The 20,470-nt window shown below is 54.2% G+C and carries 23 protein-coding genes and 1 pseudogene; 11 read left to right on the plus strand and 13 right to left on the minus strand.

What is annotated here, in order from left to right:
• Window positions 1-58 precede the first annotated feature (58 nt).
• The 4 genes from IF654_RS12660 to IF654_RS12675 are packed head-to-tail and all read left to right on the plus strand — an operon-like array spanning window position 59 to window position 4,203.
• Window positions 59-850 carry a fumarylacetoacetate hydrolase family protein gene (locus IF654_RS12660; protein ID WP_047280755.1) on the plus strand — a complete coding sequence of 264 codons (792 nt, stop codon included), beginning with the start codon at window positions 59-61 and terminating at the stop codon, window positions 848-850.
• 22 nt (window positions 851-872) lie between these two features.
• Window positions 873-1,802, plus strand: coding sequence for an acetaldehyde dehydrogenase (acetylating) (locus IF654_RS12665; RefSeq protein WP_047274643.1), 930 nt, complete (start codon window positions 873-875; stop codon window positions 1,800-1,802).
• A 10-nt stretch (window positions 1,803-1,812) separates the two neighbouring features.
• Window positions 1,813-2,835: a 4-hydroxy-2-oxovalerate aldolase gene (gene dmpG / locus IF654_RS12670; RefSeq protein ID WP_194862394.1), complete on the plus strand. Its 1,023-nt coding sequence runs from the start codon at window positions 1,813-1,815 to the stop codon at window positions 2,833-2,835.
• A 54-nt stretch (window positions 2,836-2,889) separates the two neighbouring features.
• The gene (locus tag IF654_RS12675) at window positions 2,890-4,203 is read left to right on the plus strand and encodes a spinster family MFS transporter (RefSeq protein ID WP_083333566.1); all 1,314 of its coding nucleotides are present in this window, start codon (window positions 2,890-2,892) and stop codon (window positions 4,201-4,203) included.
• Here the strand turns inward: IF654_RS12675 and IF654_RS12680 are convergent, their stop codons facing one another.
• Both IF654_RS12680 and IF654_RS12685 read right to left on the minus strand, forming a co-directional pair.
• Window positions 4,204-5,286, minus strand: coding sequence for an NAD(P)H-dependent flavin oxidoreductase (locus IF654_RS12680; protein WP_083333565.1), 1,083 nt, complete (start codon window positions 5,284-5,286; stop codon window positions 4,204-4,206).
• A 122-nt stretch (window positions 5,287-5,408) separates the two neighbouring features.
• A complete protein-coding gene (locus IF654_RS12685) occupies window positions 5,409-6,977 on the minus strand; it encodes a L,D-transpeptidase family protein (RefSeq protein WP_047280758.1) in 1,569 nt (522 codons plus the stop codon).
• Between the two features lie 126 nt (window positions 6,978-7,103).
• On the opposite strand from IF654_RS12685, the gene IF654_RS12690 reads away from it, so the two are divergent.
• The 3 genes from IF654_RS12690 (at window position 7,104) to IF654_RS12700 (ending at window position 8,721) form a co-directional block, all read left to right on the plus strand.
• The gene (locus IF654_RS12690; protein ID WP_047280759.1) at window positions 7,104-7,817 is read left to right on the plus strand and encodes a murein L,D-transpeptidase catalytic domain family protein; all 714 of its coding nucleotides are present in this window, start codon (window positions 7,104-7,106) and stop codon (window positions 7,815-7,817) included.
• A gap of 130 nt (window positions 7,818-7,947) precedes the next feature.
• Window positions 7,948-8,220: a hypothetical protein gene (locus IF654_RS12695; protein ID WP_047276555.1), complete on the plus strand. Its 273-nt coding sequence runs from the start codon at window positions 7,948-7,950 to the stop codon at window positions 8,218-8,220.
• 267 nt (window positions 8,221-8,487) lie between these two features.
• On the plus strand, window positions 8,488-8,721 hold the full coding sequence (locus IF654_RS12700) for a DUF7683 domain-containing protein (RefSeq protein WP_194862393.1): 234 nt from the start codon (window positions 8,488-8,490) through the stop codon (window positions 8,719-8,721).
• Window positions 8,722-8,780: 59 nt separating this feature from the next.
• Here the strand turns inward: IF654_RS12700 and IF654_RS12705 are convergent.
• Window positions 8,781-9,032: pseudogene (locus IF654_RS12705) on the minus strand (DNA adenine methylase); the annotation flags it as partial.
• Window positions 8,951-9,916, minus strand: a complete 966-nt coding sequence (locus IF654_RS12710) for a tyrosine-type recombinase/integrase (RefSeq protein ID WP_418889557.1) — start codon at window positions 9,914-9,916, stop codon at window positions 8,951-8,953. The gene IF654_RS12710 and the pseudogene IF654_RS12705, both read right to left, overlap by 82 nt.
• 677 nt (window positions 9,917-10,593) lie before the next feature.
• Here IF654_RS12710 and IF654_RS23155 point away from each other — a divergent pair.
• Both IF654_RS23155 and IF654_RS12720 read left to right on the plus strand, forming a co-directional pair.
• A complete protein-coding gene (locus tag IF654_RS23155; protein ID WP_194862392.1) occupies window positions 10,594-11,820 on the plus strand; it encodes an EVE domain-containing protein in 1,227 nt (408 codons plus the stop codon).
• A gap of 136 nt (window positions 11,821-11,956) precedes the next feature.
• Window positions 11,957-12,448 carry a hypothetical protein gene (locus tag IF654_RS12720; RefSeq protein WP_194862391.1) on the plus strand — a complete coding sequence of 164 codons (492 nt, stop codon included), beginning with the start codon at window positions 11,957-11,959 and terminating at the stop codon, window positions 12,446-12,448.
• Window positions 12,449-13,266: 818 nt separating this feature from the next.
• On the opposite strand, the gene IF654_RS12725 is transcribed toward IF654_RS12720, so the two are convergent.
• From IF654_RS12725 to IF654_RS12750, 7 genes are all read right to left on the minus strand, one after another.
• Window positions 13,267-14,964, minus strand: coding sequence for a DUF2326 domain-containing protein (locus tag IF654_RS12725; RefSeq protein ID WP_194862390.1), 1,698 nt, complete (start codon window positions 14,962-14,964; stop codon window positions 13,267-13,269).
• Entirely contained in the window at window positions 14,951-15,184 is a 234-nt protein-coding gene (locus IF654_RS23295; protein ID WP_418889545.1) for an ABC-three component system middle component 6, read from the minus strand. The genes IF654_RS12725 and IF654_RS23295 overlap by 14 nt, the downstream gene beginning before the upstream one ends.
• Complete coding sequence (locus IF654_RS12730) at window positions 15,171-15,719, minus strand: hypothetical protein (RefSeq protein ID WP_194862389.1); 549 nt, start codon at window positions 15,717-15,719, stop codon at window positions 15,171-15,173. Before IF654_RS12730 ends, IF654_RS23295 begins: the two co-directional genes overlap by 14 nt.
• A gap of 1 nt (window position 15,720) precedes the next feature.
• Window positions 15,721-15,993, minus strand: a complete 273-nt coding sequence (locus IF654_RS12735) for a hypothetical protein (protein WP_194862388.1) — start codon at window positions 15,991-15,993, stop codon at window positions 15,721-15,723.
• Between the two features lie 454 nt (window positions 15,994-16,447).
• A complete protein-coding gene (locus IF654_RS12740; protein WP_194862387.1) occupies window positions 16,448-16,975 on the minus strand; it encodes a lysis system spanin subunit in 528 nt (175 codons plus the stop codon).
• Window positions 16,972-17,517 carry a glycoside hydrolase family 19 protein gene (locus IF654_RS12745; protein ID WP_194862386.1) on the minus strand — a complete coding sequence of 182 codons (546 nt, stop codon included), beginning with the start codon at window positions 17,515-17,517 and terminating at the stop codon, window positions 16,972-16,974. The genes IF654_RS12740 and IF654_RS12745 overlap by 4 nt, the downstream gene beginning before the upstream one ends.
• A gap of 46 nt (window positions 17,518-17,563) precedes the next feature.
• Window positions 17,564-18,610, minus strand: coding sequence for a phage late control D family protein (locus IF654_RS12750; protein ID WP_194862385.1), 1,047 nt, complete (start codon window positions 18,608-18,610; stop codon window positions 17,564-17,566).
• 130 nt (window positions 18,611-18,740) lie between these two features.
• Between IF654_RS12750 and IF654_RS12755 the strand changes: the two genes are divergently transcribed.
• Both IF654_RS12755 and IF654_RS12760 read left to right on the plus strand, forming a co-directional pair.
• A complete protein-coding gene (locus IF654_RS12755; protein WP_047275766.1) occupies window positions 18,741-19,037 on the plus strand; it encodes a type II toxin-antitoxin system MqsR family toxin in 297 nt (98 codons plus the stop codon).
• Window positions 19,038-19,039: 2 nt separating this feature from the next.
• Entirely contained in the window at window positions 19,040-19,441 is a 402-nt protein-coding gene (locus IF654_RS12760) for a type II toxin-antitoxin system MqsA family antitoxin (RefSeq protein ID WP_047275764.1), read from the plus strand.
• Here the strand turns inward: IF654_RS12760 and IF654_RS12765 are convergent.
• Together IF654_RS12765 and IF654_RS12770 are read right to left on the minus strand one after the other, a co-directional pair.
• Window positions 19,438-19,644 (minus strand): tail protein X, encoded by a 207-nt coding sequence (locus tag IF654_RS12765; protein ID WP_047275762.1) that lies wholly within the window; start codon window positions 19,642-19,644, stop codon window positions 19,438-19,440. The genes IF654_RS12760 and IF654_RS12765 overlap by 4 nt on opposite strands.
• On the minus strand, window positions 19,619-20,464 hold the full coding sequence (locus IF654_RS12770) for a phage tail protein (protein WP_047275760.1): 846 nt from the start codon (window positions 20,462-20,464) through the stop codon (window positions 19,619-19,621). Before IF654_RS12770 ends, IF654_RS12765 begins: the two co-directional genes overlap by 26 nt.
• Window positions 20,465-20,470 lie beyond the last annotated feature (6 nt).

Below are 20,470 nucleotides of genomic sequence, written 5' to 3' on the forward strand. Positions count from 1 at the left end.
CCCCCTGCCCAGGTCATCGGGTGTACAGGCCGCGACAACGGGCCCAGAGAGAACATTTATGGACAGCAAACTGATTGAAGCGCTGGGCGATGAGTTGTTTCACGCCCTGCGCGAACGCCGCAGCGTGGCGCCGTTGACGCAACGCTACCCGGACCTGACGCTGGAAACGGCTTACCACATCTCCCTGCGCTTCTTGCAGCGCCGCCAAGCCTTGGGCGAACAGGTTGTCGGCAAGAAAATCGGGGTAACCAGCCGCGCGGTGCAAGAGATGCTCGACGTGCATCAACCCGATTTCGGCTTTTTGACCGATCGCATGCAGGTCGGTAATGACAGTGACGTGAGTTTTGAAACCCACCGGTTAGTGCAACCCCGGGCCGAAGGCGAAATTGCCTTCATGCTCGGGCAAGACCTGCACGGGCCGGGCATCACCGCTGATGACGTAATGGCCGCCACGCACTGGGTCGCGCCGTGCTTTGAAATCGTCGATTCACGCATTGTCGACTGGAACATCCGCATTCAGGACACCGTGGCCGACAACGCGTCGTGCGGGGTCTTCGCGCTGGGGGATGAACGCATTAACCCCCGGGAGCTGGACTTGGCCAAGGTGCAATTGAACTTGCGCAAAAACGGTCAGCCCGCAGGCCAGGGCCTGGGGTCTGCGGTTCAGGGCCATCCCTGTGAAGCCGTGGCGTGGCTGGCCAATACGCTGGGTCAGTTCGACATCCCGTTTCGCAAAGGCGAAATCATTCTTTCCGGCGCCCTGGCACCGCTGGTGCCCGTGCTGCCGGGGGATGACGTCAGCCTGACCCTCAGCGGGCTGGGCAGCGCCCGCCTGCGTTTTGTGTCCTGAACCTGTGATCGAGAGCTCAATGATGACCAAAAAGATCAAATGCGCCCTGATCGGGCCCGGCAACATCGGCACCGACCTGCTTTACAAACTGTTGCGCAGCGAGGTGTTGGAACCGGTGTGGATGGTGGGCATCGACGCCACGTCCGAGGGGTTGGTGCGGGCCCGGGACATGGGGCTCAACACCACCAGTGACGGCGTGGATGGCCTGTTGCCCCATGTGCTGAGCGACAACATCCAGATTGCTTTCGATGCGACCTCGGCCTACGTGCATGCCGAAAACAGCCGCAAGCTCAATGAGCTGGGCGTGCTGATGATCGACCTCACCCCGGCCGCCATCGGCCCCTACTGCGTGCCGCCGGTCAACCTGGCGGCCAACCTCGAACGCGGCGCGATGAACGTCAACATGGTGACCTGCGGCGGGCAAGCGACGATCCCGCTGGTGGCAGCGGTGTCCAGCGTCCAGCCCGTGGCCTATGCCGAAATTGTCGCCACGGCGGCCTCCAAGTCCGTAGGCCCCGGCACGCGCAAAAACATTGACGAATTTACCCGCACCACCGCCCGCGCCATCGAGCAGGTGGGCGGCGCCAAAAAAGGCAAGGCCATCATCATCGTCAACCCGGCCGAGCCCCCGCTGATCATGCGCGACACGGTGCATTGCCTGACCGAGACCGAACCGGACCAGGCCGCGATCAGCCAGGCCATTGCCCAGATGATTACCCAGGTGCAGCAGTACGTACCGGGTTACAAACTGGTCAACGGGCCGGTGTTTGACGGCAACCGGGTGTCGATCTTTATGGAGGTCGAAGGCTTGGGCGACTTCTTGCCCACGTACGCTGGCAACCTCGACATCATGACGGCAGCGGCGGCGCGAACCGCAGAGATGTTTGCCGAGCAACTCCTCAAGGGCGACCTGCAACTGCACGCCCACGCCCCGCAACCCGCCCTCGTTTAAGGAGCCGACCATGGACCTTCGCGGCAAAAAAATCACCGTGCATGACATGTGCCTGCGCGACGGCATGCACCCCAAGCGTCATCAGATCAGCCTGCAACAGATGAAAGACATTGCCTGCGGCCTCGACGCTGCGGGGGTGCCGCTGATTGAAGTGACCCACGGCGACGGCCTGGGCGGCAGTTCGGTCAACTATGGCTTCCCGGCCCACACCGATGAGCAGTACCTGTCGGCCGTGATCCCGATGATGAAAAACGCCAGGGTCTCGGCGCTGTTGCTGCCCGGCATCGGCACCGTGGACCACTTGCAAATGGCCCATGAGCTGGGGGTTAACACGATTCGGGTCGCGACTCATTGCACCGAAGCCGACGTGTCGGAACAGCACATTGCCTATGCCCGCAAACTGGGCATGGACACCGTCGGGTTCCTGATGATGGCGCACATGAACAGCCCTGAAGGGTTGGTCAAGCAAGGCAAGCTGATGGAAAGCTTTGGCGCCAATTGCGTGTACCTCACTGACTCTGCCGGTTACATGCTGCCCCACGACATCAGTGCCCGCGTGAGTGCCTTGCGCGCCGCCCTGCACCCGGACACCGAGATCGGCTTTCATGGCCACCACAATTTGTCGATGGGGGTGTCCAATTCCATCGCTGCCATCGCCGCCGGCGCCACGCGGATTGACGCAGCGGCGGCCGGGCTTGGCGCAGGCGCAGGCAATACGCCCATGGAAATTCTGGTGGCGGTGTGTGACCGCATGGGCATCGAGACCGGCGTCAGCGTGTTTGGCATACAGGACGTGGCCGAAGACTTGGTGGTGCCGATCATGGACTTCCCGATTCGCAGCGACCGCGACGCGCTGACCATGGGTTATGCCGGGGTGTATGGGTCGTTTTTGCTGTTCGCCAAACGCGCCGAGAAAAAATATGGCGTGCCTGCCCGGAAGATTCTGGTGGAAATGGGGCGTCGCGGCATGGTCGGCGGTCAGGAGGACATGATCGAAGACACGGCCATGACCCTGGCCCGTCAACGCGCCTGAGCCCTTCAGGGGTTGCCGGCGCTTACGGTGTGTTCAGCGGACAGAGAATCGACAATGCCCAACGCCCATGTCGGCTGGCGCAGCCATGGCCTGCTGTTATTACTGGCCGCCATCTTCGCTGACAACTTTGTCGGGCGGCAGATTCTGGCGGTCATGATTGAACCGGTCAAACGCGAGTTCGGCGTGGGTGACACCGCGCTGGGCCTGATATCGGGCCTGGCGTTTGCCGGTGTGTATGCCCTGCTCGGCCTGCCCGCCGGGCGTCTGGCCGATCGCATGTCGCGCACCCGCCTGCTGGCCGTGGCGTGTCTGTTGTGGGCGATCGCAACCATGGCCTGCGGGCTGGCGGTGAGCTTCTGGATGCTGGCACTGGCGCGCATGGCGGTAGCGGTGAGCGAGTCACCCACCACGTCCGCATCCATGTCGATCATTGCCGACCTCTACCCGCCCCACCGCCGCTCCTTTGCGATCAGCTGTTTTACCGCGGCGCCAACCTTTTCGGCGGTGATCGGGCTCAGTTTGGGCGCGTGGGTGGTTGAACACTATGGGTGGCGCACCGCGTTTATCGCCATTGGCCTGCCAGCGCTGCTGTTCTCAACCGTGCTGGCGTTTGTGGTCAAAGACCCGGCTCGCGGGCGCTGGGACCTGGCCGGTGTGCACGCCGCTCATCCGTTGCAAAGTTTAGGCGGGGAAGCACGCGCATTATGGGCCATTCCCGCCTACCGCTGCCTGATCCTGGCGGGCGGTTTGTGCACCCTGAGTGCGTACGCCATTGGCATGTGGAACACCAGTTTTCTGGTGCGCTCCCATGGTTTGTCGCTGCAACATGCGGGGTTGTTGGCCGGTGTGATTGGTGGCGGTGTCGCGGGCATCGGCGCGCTGTTCAGCGGTTGGCTGAGTGACCGCCTGACGCCACGCAACCCGCACTGGCAAGTGAGCATCCCGATCATCGGGCACGTCGCGGCGCTGGCGGCGTTGGTGGCGTATTTGTTGTGGCCCGACACCGTGTTGGTGCAACTGGGGAGCCTGCCGGTCCCCGGGGCCATGCTGTGGTGCGCGCTTTACAGTTTTTTTGCCGTGTGGTGGGTGGCGCCGTCATACAACCTGGTGACGCAACTGGTGCCCGCCAGCCGACGCGGCACGGCCATGGCCTTGCAGACCATTGTGTCGACCTTGCTGGGTATTGGCGCCGGCCCGCTGCTGGCCGGGTTGCTCAGTGATGCGTTGCAGCCGGCGTTTGGCCTTGAGTCACTGCGTTACAGTTTGTTGCTAGTGAGTGTGCCAGTGCTCGGTTCGATCGGTTTGCTGATTCGCGCCGCAGGTCATGTGGCGCAAACCCGCTACGGTGCCCTGCCGCACAGCGCCTGATCAAACTGGACGGCGGGCCGCGTAATCGTCGATCAGTCTTTTCGTGAGTTCATAGGACGACAGGTCGGCAGCGCGCCCCGGACTCAAAGTAAATGCCTGACCGGCCCACAGGTTGATGAAATCCCCCGAGCCCTGGGGTTCGGTTTTGGCCTTGAGCGGCAACAGAACCCCGCCTGCCAGTGGAAAGGCCGGGGCCTGAGGATGCATCGGGCCCATCTCGCGCATCACCCGATTGACGATGCCGCGCGCAGGCCGCCCAGTGAACAGATTGGTCAACGCGGTCTGGCTCGACGTGGCTTCACGCAACGCCCGCCGATGGGGGTGAGTCACTGTGGCTTGCGGGCAAAACAGGTAGGCCGTACCGATCTGCACCGCGCTCGCCCCCAAGGCAAACGCTGCTGCTATCCCGCGCGCATCAGCAATGCCCCCGGCGGCGATTACCGGGACCGAAACCGCATCGACGATCTGCGGCACCAGGGCGAACGTGCCGATCTGGGTGGTCAGTTCATCGCTCAAAAACATTGCCCGGTGGCCACCGGCTTCGTACCCCATGGCAATGATCGCGTCGCAGCCATGGCGTTCGAGCCACTGTGCTTCCTCGACCGTGGTGGCGGAGCTCAGTATTTTGGCGCCGCATGCCTTGACCCGTGCCACCAGCGCCGGTGCGGGCAAGCCGAAGTGGAAGCTGACGATTTCCGGTCGCAACTGCTCGACGAGGGCGCAGGTGGCGTCGTCAAACGGCGCACGGCTGGACACGGGTGTGGGCGCATCGAAGTCGGCGCCGAGTTCGTCGTAGTACCCCTTGAACAGCGTCTTCCACTGCTGAGCCCGTTGGGCATCGGCAACAGGCGTCACATGGCAGAAAAAGTTCAGGTTCAAGGGCTTGTCGCATGCGTCACGAAAGGCTGCGACTTCGCTGCGAATCGTCGCCAGATCCAGGGTGGCACAGGCCAGTGAACCCAAACCGCCCGCCTTCGCCACACCGATCATCACGTCGGCACCCGCCCCCAACATCGGGGCTTGAATCAGGGGGGCGGCAATGCCTGCCAAGTCGATGAAGCGTGTGTCCGGCCAGCCGTTCATGCGGTTCTCTCTTGGGGAAAATGGGGGGGGCCATAGTAAAGCGGGCGTTCAGGGCGTCACAAGGGTGAGCCGTCCTCGATAAAGGGGTGCATGCCACCCCTTATTGAACCCTGCAGGCGATTTCAGTCGGCTTTTGACTTGCTCGCCAGTGCCGCGATCAACCCAGGATCGTGATCGTAAACATCCGGCGCATACGTGATCTTGCCGTCTTTGTCGGCCTGGGCCGTCCAGTACGTCATCAAGATCGGCATCGGCTGTTCCAGCCGGAACTCATGGGTGCGCCCCGTGCTGAGCAATTCTTCAGTGCGAGCTTTTTCGGCAGGATTGACCAGCCAGTCTCGCAGTTCGAAGGCCGACTCCACCCTTACACACCCAGAACTGAAGGCCCGCGGTGCTTTGCTGAACAGCGCCTGGCTTGGGGTGTCGTGCAAATACACGGCAAACGGGTTGGGGAAACGCACCACGATCTTGCCCAACGGATTGCGCGGACCTGCGCCCTGGCGCAAGAGGATGTTGCCCGGACGCTCCCAGTTCACCTCTTGTGGTGAAAGCTGCCGACCGCTGCTGTCGAGCACTTGCAGGTCATGACGCGCGAGGTACGACTGATCGCGGCGAATTTGCGGCAGTTTGTCTTGCTTGAAAATGGTCGGCGGGATGGTCCAGGTGGGGTTGAGGGTCAAACGGGTGACGCGGGATTTGAGCAGTGGTGTTTGCCGGTCCGGCCTGCCCACTTGCGTGCGGGTTTGCCAGACCGGCACACCATTTTGATAGACCATCAGCAACGCGGCCGGCACGTTGACCAGCAGGCTGGTGGGTTCGAAGTCCTGCGCCATCCAGCGAAATCGCTCCAGGTTGATGCGCAATTGATCCCGGCGCGCCTGCGCACTGACGTTCATCTCTTTCAGCGTACCCGGCCCGATGACACCATCGGCTTGCAGTGAATGATCCAGCTGAAAGCTCTTCACGGCGGCGGCCAGTTCCGGGCCGTAGGTCGTGTTTGTGGGCTTGGGCAGGTGATCAAGATAACCCTCGCTCAGCATGCGCTCAGCCAGCACGGGCACCCGCGGGTCCTGCATGCCAGGTTTGAGCAATTGCCCCTGCCCCACTACAGGCCAGTGAGGCAGCGGCCGCACGCGTTCGCGGGCATAGACTTTGCGCAGGTTCTGGTAACGCTCCAGCGCAGGGCGCGCCTTGTCGAACGCGCTGCGTATGTCCTGCAACCCCGGCCCGGCAATCGCCAGAATCTCGGCCTGTCGGTCCGGCGCTTCATCGCCGGAGTGCCATACAGGCTCGAAACGTGATGGGTTCAGACGACCGAAATGCAGGTCCTGCAAGGCTTGCAGGTATTGAAAACTGGTGTCGATGTCAGCGCACACCCCCTGCTCTTTAGGCAACGGGTAATGCGCCGGGGCCAGCCCATCGTCGGCCAGCGTGGGCAGTTCGGTCTGCAACGCGGCCAGACGGCCGTCCACTGACCACAGCGGCTGATACTGCTGAGTTTGATAAAACGCCTGCAGCCATTGCTGGTCGGCGGGCTTGATCCGCGGGGCCAGCGTGGGGCATTCGCGGGGCAAATCTGTGAGCGCAACCTGAATCATCGTCGCGGGGTCCACAGGCACCTCATCGGCCAGAACGACCAATGGCGCTGCGAGCAAAGCAATGCTCAAGTAACATGCGTGTTTTTTGATCAACTGCTTTACTCCAATCCATGGCCATCATGGTTGATGGATAACCGTAACACCCGTCGGCTTTACACAGGCAAATAGCTGTCTGGACGGGGCATCTGGAGCCAATACATCAGTGAGAATTCTCAACCTATGCTGACTTTCCTGCGACGGCTTTGTCTGGCCGCCGCGACCGTGGGCACGCTTTGCAGCCCTGCGTTCGCCGCCAGCCCCTCTACACCGGTACTGTTCAACAGCCTCGCCCAGGCAGCACCAGAACTCAATCCCCAAGCACTAAAAAGTGCCATCAGCGCCATGCAATGCGCCGTGAACAATGGCGCCAGTCAGGCACGCCATCTGGCCGTGATTGACTACTCGCAGCCTTCTACAGCGCGCCGGCTGTGGATCTTCGACCTGCAAAGCAGACGCTTGGTATTGCGTGACCTGGTGGCCCACGGGCAAAACTCCGGGGAAAACTTCGCCACCCAATTTTCCAATGACGAAGGCAGCTACCAGTCCAGCCTGGGCTTGTTCCGCACCCAGGAAAGCTACAAAGGCACCCATGGCTACTCGTTGCGCATGGATGGCCTTGAGCCCGGCATCAACGACCGGGCACGCGACCGGGCGATTGTGATTCATGCCGCCAGCTACGTGAATCCACTTTGGAGCGAGCGCCAAGGGCGCATCGGCCGGAGCCAGGGCTGCCCGGCGGTTCGCCCACAGGTGGCGCGTAAAGTGGTAGACAAACTCAAGGACGGACAGTTCATGTTCGCCTGGTACCCCGATAAACGCTGGCTGCAGTCCTCGGCTTACCTCAATTGCCAGCCCCGGCTGGTGGCCAGCATCGTTACGGCAAAAGGCAGCTAAAGCACCGGGTCAACCGTTCTCACAGAAATGCCGACCCGAACACTACAGACCTTCCGCTAAGAGACTACGCTACGAGGTGTCATTAACATGGCGCCTCGTAGCGAGGTTCCGCTAGACAAGGAACGCTGTAGTGACATTTCTCTTGAAATTCGAACAGGCCGGTGAAGCCAACGTCGTTAACGTTACCGGCATTGAAGACGCCTTGGCATTCGTCACCCGCGCTGATCGCCCCCTCGACAATCCCACCCTGCATTACGTGCCCAGACAAACGTATTGCACCCTGCTTCCCGGCCTGAGTGTTGACTGTGTGGCTCAGGAGTTGGACAGCCAATGGGAATGGGCGGCGGACGATCCCCTGCGGATCAATCCCACGCTCAAGCCGAAATACCAAGGCTGCCCCTGAAGTCTGCACGCCCATCGATCGCGGGACCGCCCGGTCTATCCGCGGAGATGCCCTCCTGGCGTTTGGATGCGATCACGGCCCCGGCATCCTCGATTGTAAGCCTCTGACCCACTGATCCCCTTCTTTGCTGAACGCCTTTTGCGGCAAGGCGGGTAAGCTTTCCAGAATGAACCACATGTGGGTGGCTTCGGCACTTAAGCGGGTACTGATACGTGAGTGCCAGTAAGGACAAACTAAAGATGCTGATAAAAACAAAGAGGTAGATCCATGAAATTTATCGTCGAAGCATTCGATAAAGAGAACGAATTTCTAGATTTTGAAGTTGTTCTGCCAAATGACTGCGAAGCCCAACTAGCCAAAATCATGAACTGGTCATCACCACAGCGAGGTGATGAGGGCTACAACCTTAGCAGCACCCAACTGTCTAGCATCGAGGCATTGGCAGGTAAGTGTTTCAGCGACGATAAACACCTATTTCAACTCACCTGTAACGTGAGCTGAAATACGGCCTCTGATGATTCACGTAGCGGGTACTGACTCATAACCACGCCACCCGCACATTAAAACAACATCCCCAGCGCCTCTAGCTCCCAATTCATAATCACCAACTCACTGCTAACCTCAGCCTTCCCCTGCCGTTGATTCGCGGTGCTGTACCGAATATCCACGGTCTCAAAGTGAAAGCCCTCAAATACTCGCCGTATATCCGGGTGATCGTTAATGCTGACCATCACCTTGCCTTTACAGCGGCGCATGAAGTCGGCCATCCGTTCATAGTTATCAAACGGGAAGTCCACTCCATACCCAGCCGACGGCGCATGGAGTTCCAGTCCCGGTGCCCCGATACGCTGGCCACCCTCGGAATGTCCCAGTCCATTTCAAACAGTCGGCTGACGCCTTCGTGCCTCAGGTCATGAAAGTGCAGATCCTCGATCCCCAAGAACTTGCAGGCGCGTGTCCAGGATACGGATATGGACTCGGCGTTGTACGGGAATATTTCCTCTACTGCCTTGGGCATTGTCTGAATGATGGCCATTGCTTCGGGCGGCAAATGGCACCACACGTCGTTGCCAAGTTTTTGCCCGGGATTTTTCATATCCCGGACCAGGACACGGTTGCCCTCTTCGTCCAGATCAGCCCACTTGATTCGGGTGATCTCTTCTTGGCGGCGCGTCGAGAACAACGCGAAGGCGGTCATCTTGAGCATGTTGATTGAGCTGGGGCGGTAGGCAAGGATGCCTTGGAAGTGTGTCAGCAGCTTGCGGGCATCACCCATCGCGTGAGCATCCACCTGATAGCCCCATGCAGGGCGAGCGATGGATAGAACGGCGCCCAAGTGTGCTAAATCATTACCGGCTGTCTGCGGCAGAACACCGCCGCCTTCAGGTCCCATTCGCCAGACCGCATACTCGACCAGTATCTGGCCCAAGTAGGATTCGCTGATCGCTTTGAGCGTGGCCAGCTTGGTTTTTCCCAGTGCGCGGGCTTTTTCCATTTCGAGCACGTAGCGCTCAATCATTTCTTTGACTGTAGCGCCCACGCGGTTTGCGCGCTCGATGGCGCCTGGTTGATTTAATTCTGCTTCACGCGCTTGGGCGGCCTGTTTACGGGCAAAGGTTTGGCTCTCTTGGTAGACTTGCACACCGTCGCGTTTGATGCGGATCTGGGCAGTGTAGGTCACAACCCCACTTGCCAGTTATCTTGCCCTGATAGTTGCCATGAGAAAGTGGTACGCGTCAGTTTCAAAGTGGTACATCGTACCACCGAGCCTTGAAAAACGCCTGAAAACCCCCTAAAACACGCTTAAAACACGTAGAGCAAAATGGTACAGAATTCAGCTACACCCCACGTAAACACAGGCTCTGCGGTGTCCAGACGCTTTAGCGTGGCCCCTATGATGGATGGGATCTATAAAATTAATAAATCCTTATAAATCAAGTAGATATATTTTAAAAAGGCTTTGCTGTAGCAAATTTCAAGCAAGCAGTTCATAACGATTTCGCCCAATGCAAAAGCACCTTCCCAGTCCGTCCAATCAGTGACAGTACATTTTTGGCTGCTCTGATGAATGTCGCAAGTTAGCTCCCTAGTACCCAATGCTGCCTCGTAAAATCTCATAGACCATTGTAAATAAAGGGAAAATACAATTCTGCATGATGGCAAAATGTACTGCGATTCGTGCGTAGGCAAACGGTAAACCGTGGCCTGCAGGGTGGGTTTTGCGCAGGTTTGGAATAGTGGACGGTCAAAAGGGGGGACTGCAAAACCCTGAGAGATATAAGCTATTGGTTTTTTTGATTCGCTGGATTTTATTCGTCAACACTAATGCACTTTGGCATCATGTCGTCCCGATCTTTAACGTGGGTTTCTTTCATGACGGCTTGGATTTTTCAGGGCAATCCCGCAACCTTCGATATGGAGGGCTACCTTGATTCCAGCCCTGGTGCAATCACCTGGCTAGTTAAGCAGCACACGAAGATTATTCGTTCTGGTGATACCGTTTTTCTTTGGCGTTCACAAGGCAAAGGTGAAAGTGCTGGTCAAGCAGGGGTCATTGCGTCAGCCGAAGTGATATCCAATGTCTCATTAATACATGGGGAACCAGAATCCGAGCAGTATTGGCTAGATAAGACAAGAAACACAGAGCAACTCCGTGTGTGGTTGAAAATTGCTCGCGTAGCAAAATCTAAAGAAGTATTGAAGCGGGACTGGTTACTTGAAGACCCCCATCTAAAGAACATGCATATTCTAAAGCAACCGGCCGGAACGAATTTCAAACTAACTTCCGCAGAGGAAGATCGACTTAATAAAATGTGGTTGAGAGCAGGACAAAACTGGAGTCGAGATGAATCCATTGCAGGCCTTTGGGCTTATAATGAAACCTACGGCGAAAAAGTGTCTCAACTACCTGATTCTCCTGTGGGGCGAGTATCAGATATAACAGGCCGCTCTGCAGGATCCGTATACAACAAAGTTATGAACTTTCGAAACCTAGACCCTCGTGATGAGCGCCAGGGAATGTCTGGAGCTGGACAAACCGATCGTGCGGTATGGCAGGGCTTTTTTGATATAAAAACACAAGCTCTTAACGGAAAAAAAATAAAAAGTGAGTTCTCTAGGATTTGGGAAGCAATTCCGGAAAAACTTACTAATTCTCTTGTGGATGAAGTCGCAGAGTCACAGGTATTTGGTGCTGAAGTAGAAAAGCTGACCAGTTATAGCCTCGAAAAATTGATGACGGCATATAACCAGCAGCTCAAACACCCTATGGCTGTAAACGACAACAAACCAAAAATCCGTGTAGGCCGCACTACGTTATATGACAGAAACCCTCTGGTTGTCGCTATTGCCAAGGTAAGGGCTTCCAATACATGCGAGATAACGACGTGTACAAATGATAGTTTTATAAATTTAAGTGGCAGCCCGTATTGTGAAGTCCACCATATCGTTCAGTTGTCCCAGGGTGGCGCTGATGTAATTGATAACGTCGTCTGCTTATGCCCCGCACACCACCGCGAAGCACATTATGGAAAAAAAGCTCAAGAACTTCAGTCCATATTTCATGAAATCCGTACTAAATCAATGATTGATCTAAATTAGCGAAACCGGCTATTGTCTAATAGGTGGAAGCTTTAGGCCAAAGGCGGTTATTGATGGCATTAGCTACAACCAAACCTTAGGCCAATTTCAGTCATCTAGCCGCAACGAAACTAAAAAGCAGGCAAGCAGAGAAAACATGAAAATACCGAATAGCCCCTATATTAAGAGTTTGAATGACGAACTAGACTGGAAGCTTCTCGATCAATTACATGGAGCAGTATCGCAAATCAGCAGCTTTTGTTTTGAGATAAAGAAATTCTGCGTCACAACACTGTTTGTTGTTTTGGCATTTATTATCAAATTCACATCAGACAAGCTTGATCAATCGATATTTGTTACTGGCCTGATAATTCCTTTGTGTTTTTGGTTTTTAGACGCCACTGGATATTTCTACCAGGTTAAATTGCGTGGAATGATGGATGCAATTCGCGAACGACTTGCATCGGAACACTCACCAAAACTAATTATCTCGCTTTCAGCGAGAGTTATTGAGTCATCGAGGGTAAAGGCCCCACTATATAAGCGTATTCTCTCAGCTGGATTAAATCATTCCATGTGGCTCTACGGAATGCTCATAATTATTGATTTTTCAATATGGGGTTTGTACCACTTGAGCATTATAAAATGAAGCTCTTCGTCAGCTACTCACGTCGCGACGGTGTGGTAACAACAGACACCCTTCGAATGCTGGATGAGCACTTGCGAGACGTTTGCATTCCATTTATCCACTGCCTTCAAGACACTGGCTCACGCTGGGAGCAGTTGCATGTTATACGCGCACTATTATTGTCACATGCCGTTTTGCTAGTTGAGTCACCAGCAGCCAAAACTTCGAGCTGGGTGCGCCTTGAGCTATTTCTCGCAAAATTACTTGGCCGACCATTAATGCGCATCCAAGCTACTGACATCGCTCTTGCAAAATAAGGTATTGAGCATTTTTCAAGGTACCTCATCAAACAATAAGAGATGATACTTAGTTTGGCGAGATCAGATTTTTAGAACGGCGTCCTTGAGTCGATTCTATTGAAAAAAACCGGTCGTTCCAGACTGCCCAAGTACTGACTACTGGAAACGTAATTTTTGCGTGCTGCTACGCGAAATATGAGCTCGAAACCCTCGATTCAAAGTAAAAATTTCAACCTCAATCACGTACTTTTCTAGCGTGAAAATCCTGGATGGCTTTTTCCACAGAATCGTTAGATAGCGGGCTTTGGATCGAGGTAGACAAAGCAAAACCTCCAACCTTCAAGTCCCTCCTGGATATACATACAGAATATGGTCTTTAAGTAGTGACATACCTCATTGGTTTCCTGCTGCGTGACTAACAAATCAGATACAACTACTCAAAGGAAACATCAGCCTATGATTATTAGGCCATAACGCTCCTTTCAAACATTAAAGAAACAGTGCGGATTGAATGAACTATCAGTCATTCAATCCTGCTGATTATATTTTGAAAAACTTGTCGCTTTCGGAAAGCTCTAATATTACCGAATCTCTTTTGAACACACTAAATCTCTCATCCGAGATTTTATCACTAAGAACTGCGACGATGTACTGCCCATTGAGTTTGTTGGCTGCCTGGAAAATATCGAAAACTTGATTCACATCAACATCTTCAATACTGTCGTGAACAACAAAAGTAGGACGTTTTATTCTAACCTCATTTACAAACATAATGTAAGCCAGATCAAACGCACTTAACTCACCTTTCTTTTTTCCGCCCGTGGAGTTTGGGGTCACGCATATTATATCAAACTCGCACTTCTCTTTATCAGAATCAAAAGAGAGGTCAAAAATATATCGCTCATCATAGAATACCTTGCTGAGCTCACCAAAATATGCATTAAACAACTCCACATTACTCTCAAGCGACTCTATATTCGCTTGGATTTGCTGCACAACCAAACTCTTACCAGCTTCTAGAGTTGCTATAATTTCCTTTGTATCTTCAATTTTAAGAAGGAGTGCTTTTGTGCCTGCAATTTCTTCTCTTATCAAGGATAAAGCATTATACATCTGCCCTATCGACTTTAATGTGTCAGGCTCGTTGATATTTTTGAAAACACTCGACTCCAAACTTTGGAGCTCATTCATCGCTGATCGTATGCCTGCTGAATGCTCTTGCGCCTCGACAAACTCTCGTTGTATTAGTGATATTTTATTCGACAGCACCTTGTTGTGAAATACAACCAGGTCCTCATAACTACGTTTCAAACCACTACTGACAGCTACACCAGCCTCGGCATAAATCTCAGATAATTCTCTACCATTAACATTTGATGCATCGTTACGTAGCTTATCAATCGATTTCGACAAATGATATATCTTTGCCTCAACTTCTGAATAAGCAATTGTCAGATCGGAAATCTCACCCTGTATTTTAACAAGCTCTCTGATACTTGCTTCTTGGGTATCTTTGAAGTCGAATTCAGAAATTTTGGCTTTTAAAGCCTGCTCTTCCGCCTTCAATGGCTTTATCATTTTGAGCAAAGCGCTTTCTTTATGCGGATTTCTATACGCTGCTAAATATTTTTTTTTCAGAGAAATTTTATTATTGAATTCAGCCTTATCCTTTAAGAGATTTAATCCAGAAAAACCAAACAGGTAGAGGTAGACTTGATCATATACATCTGGCTTAGTACTCACATGTAAAAATTTCGCAGTATTCTGCATTTTCTCATTTGTGTTTCTGATAAACTTATGAGACAGGCTTCTTATTGAAGGCTTTTCTTCGCGCTGGCCAAATATTTGTTGGGAGACAAGGTCCAAATACTTCTGTTTTGCAACAGGATTACCTTCAATGAAAAAGACAAATTCCTTTGAGTTTCTTTTTAGCAACCGCCCCACAGAATATTGTTTTCCATCGAAACCGTAAAACTCAAGCTCCACAACTATTTGATTCGAATCAATAAAGTCTGCGACATCCGGGATGACTTTTTTGAATTCTGAGTCAGTATAAATATCCTCACCAGAAGACATGAAAATATAATCAAGCAATCGTGAAGGAGTCGTCTTCCCTACACTATTACCACTTTTAGCAACTCTAGAGTCAGCATTTATAATTAAATTCAGACCCTCCTTAAAAAAGATGACTCTTAGGGGATCCCCGTTCTTTATAACTCTTAAACTATACAGCTGCATATGCTATGCATCCATTCGAATTGAGATCAATAGCTCCAACCACATAAAGCCAATCCAAGGCAAAAGTGAATACTTCATATGAAACATCAAACTCAAACTTAATCACCTCATACAGGCATTCTATTTCAGCCTCAGTGTAGTCGCTAGACGCTAGCACACTGAGAATTGACGCTCCGATATAAACCGGATTCAAAATTGGATCTGAGTCAATTGTGATCATTAGGATTTTCTAGCACAATGCATTCAATAATTGAGTAACTTGTAACAAGCATTACTCCAAACTCGATATCCTCATCATAGAAGCCATCCTGAAGATCGGATGAAGACCTAACAAGATCTTCGACAAAAATAAGAACTTTTGCGACTATATTATCAGAGTGCAGCCTAAGTCTTTCAAGGTCTTCAGGGAATTTAAAAATCTTATATTCCGCTAAAGCTTTACAGTAAAACATATTCATCTGACGCTTTAGCTTTGTACTTCCCCCATTTATCATTCTATTGAGTTGAGTAATAGATCCATCGACCAACAAAGCATTTTCAATATACTTCTTAATGATCCATAGATGGGTATTAAGGTTGTTAAACACCATCTTCCTTTCTGTCTCGGAAGGTTCCCTTGTTAAGTCGACAGGGGCAGGTTCTGAAGTAGCTATAATCTCAATAAGCTTGCCAAGGATACTCGCGCGCGCAATACGTCTATCAGACGCGATACTAACAGGACCATTATTATCCTTAAATACTACACCCCCTGCCATCTTACCCTCGATTATCTATATTTACGGCCCCAGAGTTGCTCTGGAAAAATTGCGATTTTTCTCCCTGGGTCACATTCATACTTTCAATATCAAGCTTTAATTTGTTTTTTTCATTTGTCACATTAGATATCACGCTGCGAAGTTCAACTATTTCTCTTTCCGCCTTCGCCTTTCCAGAAACCTGAACTATGGCAATGACTCCCGACACAACTGTCAATATATAACCTACAGCACTTACAACTGGATCAGCTAACAACCCCTTCAAAAATTCCATCGCAACGACAACTCCCTCTTATACATTCTGCTCAAGTCAACCTTCGTAATCTTTTTTTTTGCATACGACCAACTGGTACATTGCACAAACTCAGATTCCAATACAAAGACATAGGCAGTATTTACCTGCGTCAACAGTACCTATCTGCCTATTACATCAGGGTAGTGCATGCTAACTGGATGAGGCAATCACTAAAGCCATTATTTTGCCATCCCTGCCCTCTGCATACTGCCTTAAAGAGCATAGCCGTTCGTTATGGACGACCATTACGACATCTTCAAACCTCGACTTTGCCCCCCCCCAAATCCAGCGACAGTTGCCACTTGTACCCCCCTAACCTTACCTTCAAGCTCATGACCCGTTCGCTCATGTCGCCGTACAACGCGTAGTTGGATAAGAATGCGCGTTCGGTGGCCGGGCTGGATGTTGACGCATCCAGCTTCGGCCGCTCCTTTTATTTCGTGCGTGAAACTTCTTTGGCGTAGGCCTGACAGGCCTGCAACGCGATCAGTCCTTGGTCGCCGTCGCCGGTGATTCCGATAATTCGTTGAGCATGCGTTCGGTCAAGTTGGGCTCTCGCGGTTCCATGAACCACGCAGCCGGGGCCGGTGGTGGCTTGCATTCCGTCACTATCAGTTGCGGCGGTGGTGTCGAGTAGGACTGACAGCCGCAGGTCAGCAGCAGCAAGGCGATCACGCAGGCGTTCCTGTTTAGTTTTCTCATCGGTAAGGGCTCGGTAATGGGCTTGGTCGCTGGCAGCCAGCCATTGCTCCAGGGCGAGGCGTTTGCCCTGTTCGGCGAGGATCAGCGCTGAGTTGGCATTGGCCAGATTGGTGCGTTCAGTTTGATAGGCGGTTTCTTTGGCTGCTAACTGCTGGCCGTAAGCGTTGGCCTGCCACGCCCATGCCGCCCATGCACTGCCAACCATGAGGCCGAGCATCACCATCAATACCCCTCCCCACTTCACCGCATCGAGCTTCACGCCAACACCCTCAGCGCACGGGCGTACAGCGCCTGACGATCTGCTGCGCCGTTTTGGCCACCGTTGATGCGTTGCGTGATCTTGTCGAACTGACCCTCATCGGCCAAGGTGTTGAGTCCCCTGCTCGCCCAGAACCATGCCGCTGACATGCAGGCGTGTTGCGGCTTTTCCAGTAGCTCGGGATGGTTGACCAGATCAAGGGCCAGTGCTTCGCCACATGTGATGTAGTTGGCGCGGCCGGTGATCTGGATCAGCCCCCGGCCGCGATATTTCTGGCCGTCGCCGTCCGCCTCAAGCGTGTTGCCCAAGCGCTTGGCGAGTGAGCCGGTGTCGTATTTGCTCAGGTACTGATCGCTGCCCAATTCGCGCACGTAGCGAAACTGGCCGGACTCGTGACCGATCTGGGCGATGAAAGCGGCGACACGCTTTGTCCCGATGATCTGGAAGCGAACCATTGCGGTGTTAAGGACAGGAACAAAAACGCCGGCTGTTTGGCCGGCGTTGGGGAGGATCTGCTGAAGTTGTTGCTGGGTAATCGACATAGGCTTGCCCTAATGAAAAACCCGCACATGGCGGCTTAATGTGGGATTAATCAGCTTGTAGCTGCACGACTTTCAGCGGCGCCTTGGGCTTCTTGCCTTTGGCCTTGGCTTTGCCTTTCTTGCCGCCATTGCATTCGACGGTGGTGCTCCAGCCGCTTTGGGTGAAAACCTGCTCCACCGAGTCCACCAGGTACTCACCATCGAGCCCGACCTTGAAGCCTTGGGCATTGATGGTCCGCTCAGCAAACAAATCAGTTCGCCCGGGCATTTCTAGACGCACTGCGGCGGTCGAGCGGTTGAACGCGGCCAGCCGCGCTTTGGCGGCCTGCTCGGCGGCGGATTTGTTGGGGTAGATGTGACGGTCGGTGTGCACCGGCGGGAGGCCGTCAGGAGCTTCGTCGTTGTTCAAGGTGACGATGGCCAACTTGCCGGTTTTCTTGTCCTGATGCTTGGTGCTGACCGCCTTATGGGCGCTACGATCACCAAGGCGGAACTGCCAGCGGCTGACGTCACTGCGAGTCAGGGTGATAGCGCCCAAGGCTTTGCCGCTCGCGCTTTGCCCACCTTGGCGCTGCATCACCAGCAGCTTGCCGTCCGCCACTTTAGCGGTGCAGTCGAACTGCTTGGAGAGCCGCGTGATGAAGTTGAAGTCGGATTCGCTGAGCTGGTCAGCACGCGGCACTACCGTGTCGACCGGGCACACCGGCGACCAGCCGTTACGGGCCGCCACTTCCTTGACGATGCTGGCCAAACTCACCCCTTCCCAACTGCCGCTGCGCGTGGTCTTGCCACTGCCGCGCATGTCGCTGGCTTTACCCCGGATCACCAGCGTATCGGGTGGGCCGGACAACTCTACCTCGTCCACGGTGTAGCGCCCGAGGCGGGTTAAGGCGGTGCCGCTGTAGCCGAGGAACACTTCGATGCTGGCTCCTCGGCTGGGTAAAGACACTGCGCTATCACGGTCGTCGATGCGCAGCTCAAAGTCGTCTGACTCCATGCCGGGTTTGTCAGTGGTGCGCAGTAAAAGCAGGCGGTCGTTGATCAGCGCGGTTATGTCGGCACCGTCTGCGACGATGCGGAAGGTGGGTGTCATACATTCTCCAAACGGCAAAAGCCCCGCTCTGGACGGGGCTGTAAAGAAACATCACTCGGTTATAAAACGGACTATGCTCAGCGCATTAACCTACTTGCCAAATTAAACCAAGTAGGTTAATTTTCGCCGCATGGAGAAAAAGACCCCGCACTGCAAACTACACACCGTTAAAGCCCTGATTGAAGCGGGCAAGGTGCGCTCTACCCTGTCAGCACTGACCGGTGGCGCGGCTTTAGGCTTCGACTTTGACGGCATCGTCAGCGTGGTAATGGCACTGGCGCCCGCTGACTTTTACAAAAGCATGACCACGCACGCCGACCACAAGGTCTGGCAGGACGTGTACCGGCGTAAAACCCAAGCCGGCGAGGTCTACCTCAAACTCACGGTCATTGATGATGTGCTCATCGTGTCCTTCAAGGAGCTATGAACATGAAATGTCCATCTTGCGTCTCAGCAGAGCTGGTGCATGACACCCGCGACGTGCCTTACACCTACAAGAACGAGTCCACTGTGATCCCTTCGGTCACCGGCGAATTCTGCCCGGCCTGTGGTGAAACCGTGCTGGATGCCAGCGAATCCACCCGCGTCAGTGCTGCAATGCTGGCCTTCAACAAACAAGTGAATGCTTCGATTGTTGATCCAGGCTTCATCACTACTGTGCGTAAAAAACTAGACCTGGACCAGCGTGAAGCGGCCGAGATTTTCGGCGGTGGCGTGAATGCGTTTTCCCGTTATGAGAACGGCAAAACCAAACCACCACTGGCACTGGTGAAATTACTGAAACTACTCGATCACCATCCCGAGCTGCTGAATGAAGTGCGTTTAGGCTAACCCCACAACATCACCACTTCATCACTCGGCACGGGCAAATCAGGCAGGTGAATCACCAGCCCGGCCCTGAACGGCTGGACCTGTTCGGCCAGCCCTTGGTTGGCATCGAGCACAGCTTCAACCGAGCCATTGAGGTGGCCGTAGTAGTTCTGGCAAATGGTGTCGAGCACGTCGCCGCTAGCCGTTCTGCAGGTCGTCGCCATAGCGCACAAACTCCAAGGTAAAGCCCTGTTTACGCGGTATGCCGCCTTGCAGCAGGGCGCTTTGTTCTTCTTCGATGTTTTTCAAACACCAGTTGCCCAGCACGTCGCCATAGCCGGTGGTCAGGCCCAGTGGTTGAAGCTGGGCGGCAATGCTGCGCAGGGTGTCGAGTTGTTTGATGCCGCCTTTGAACCCGCCAAAAATCGCGCCCGTCAGGGTGATGCGTTCTTCGCCCATGCCCACGGCTTGCTGCGCCGGGCGGCGGCTCAGGCGCTCTTGTGAAGCCCAGCGGTATTCGCTGGAGCGCTTGAGTTCGTCGAAGGCGGCGGTGTCCAGGTTGAAGTAGAACGGTGTCGATCCGGGCTTGAGCGGTTGCATGATCAGCAGGTGCGGGAATGGCTTCACCGCTTCCGCAGCTGGGGTCGCGTCTGCGCCCAGCGCGCCGGTGGGCACGATGTTGGCCAGTGACGGGCTGACTTTGCCCGCGATCTTGTTGATGGCCGTTGCCGCTTTGCCCGCCTGCTCTTTCAACACGCCGAGGCGTTCCTCAATTTGCGAAGCCGCACGGGTGGCTTTGTTGTAGGTGGCCACCACCGCGCCGACCTTGGCCTGCGCGGCGTTGACCCCACGCATCAGCCGTTGCACCTTGGCCCCGACCGCAGGACCAATGAACGGCAAGTCGCTCAGTTCGGAGGCGGCGCCGCTGATTTCTCCAATGGCGCCGTTCACCGGCCCAAGCATGCCGTCCAGGCTACGACGTCCGGTTTCCCCAGCCGCAGTCAGGTACTTCAACCCCGACTGCAGTTGTTCCATGTAGGCCATGGCTTG

It is taken from the genome of Pseudomonas lundensis (assembly GCF_015377145.2).
Classification (GTDB): domain Bacteria; phylum Pseudomonadota; class Gammaproteobacteria; order Pseudomonadales; family Pseudomonadaceae; genus Aquipseudomonas; species Aquipseudomonas lundensis.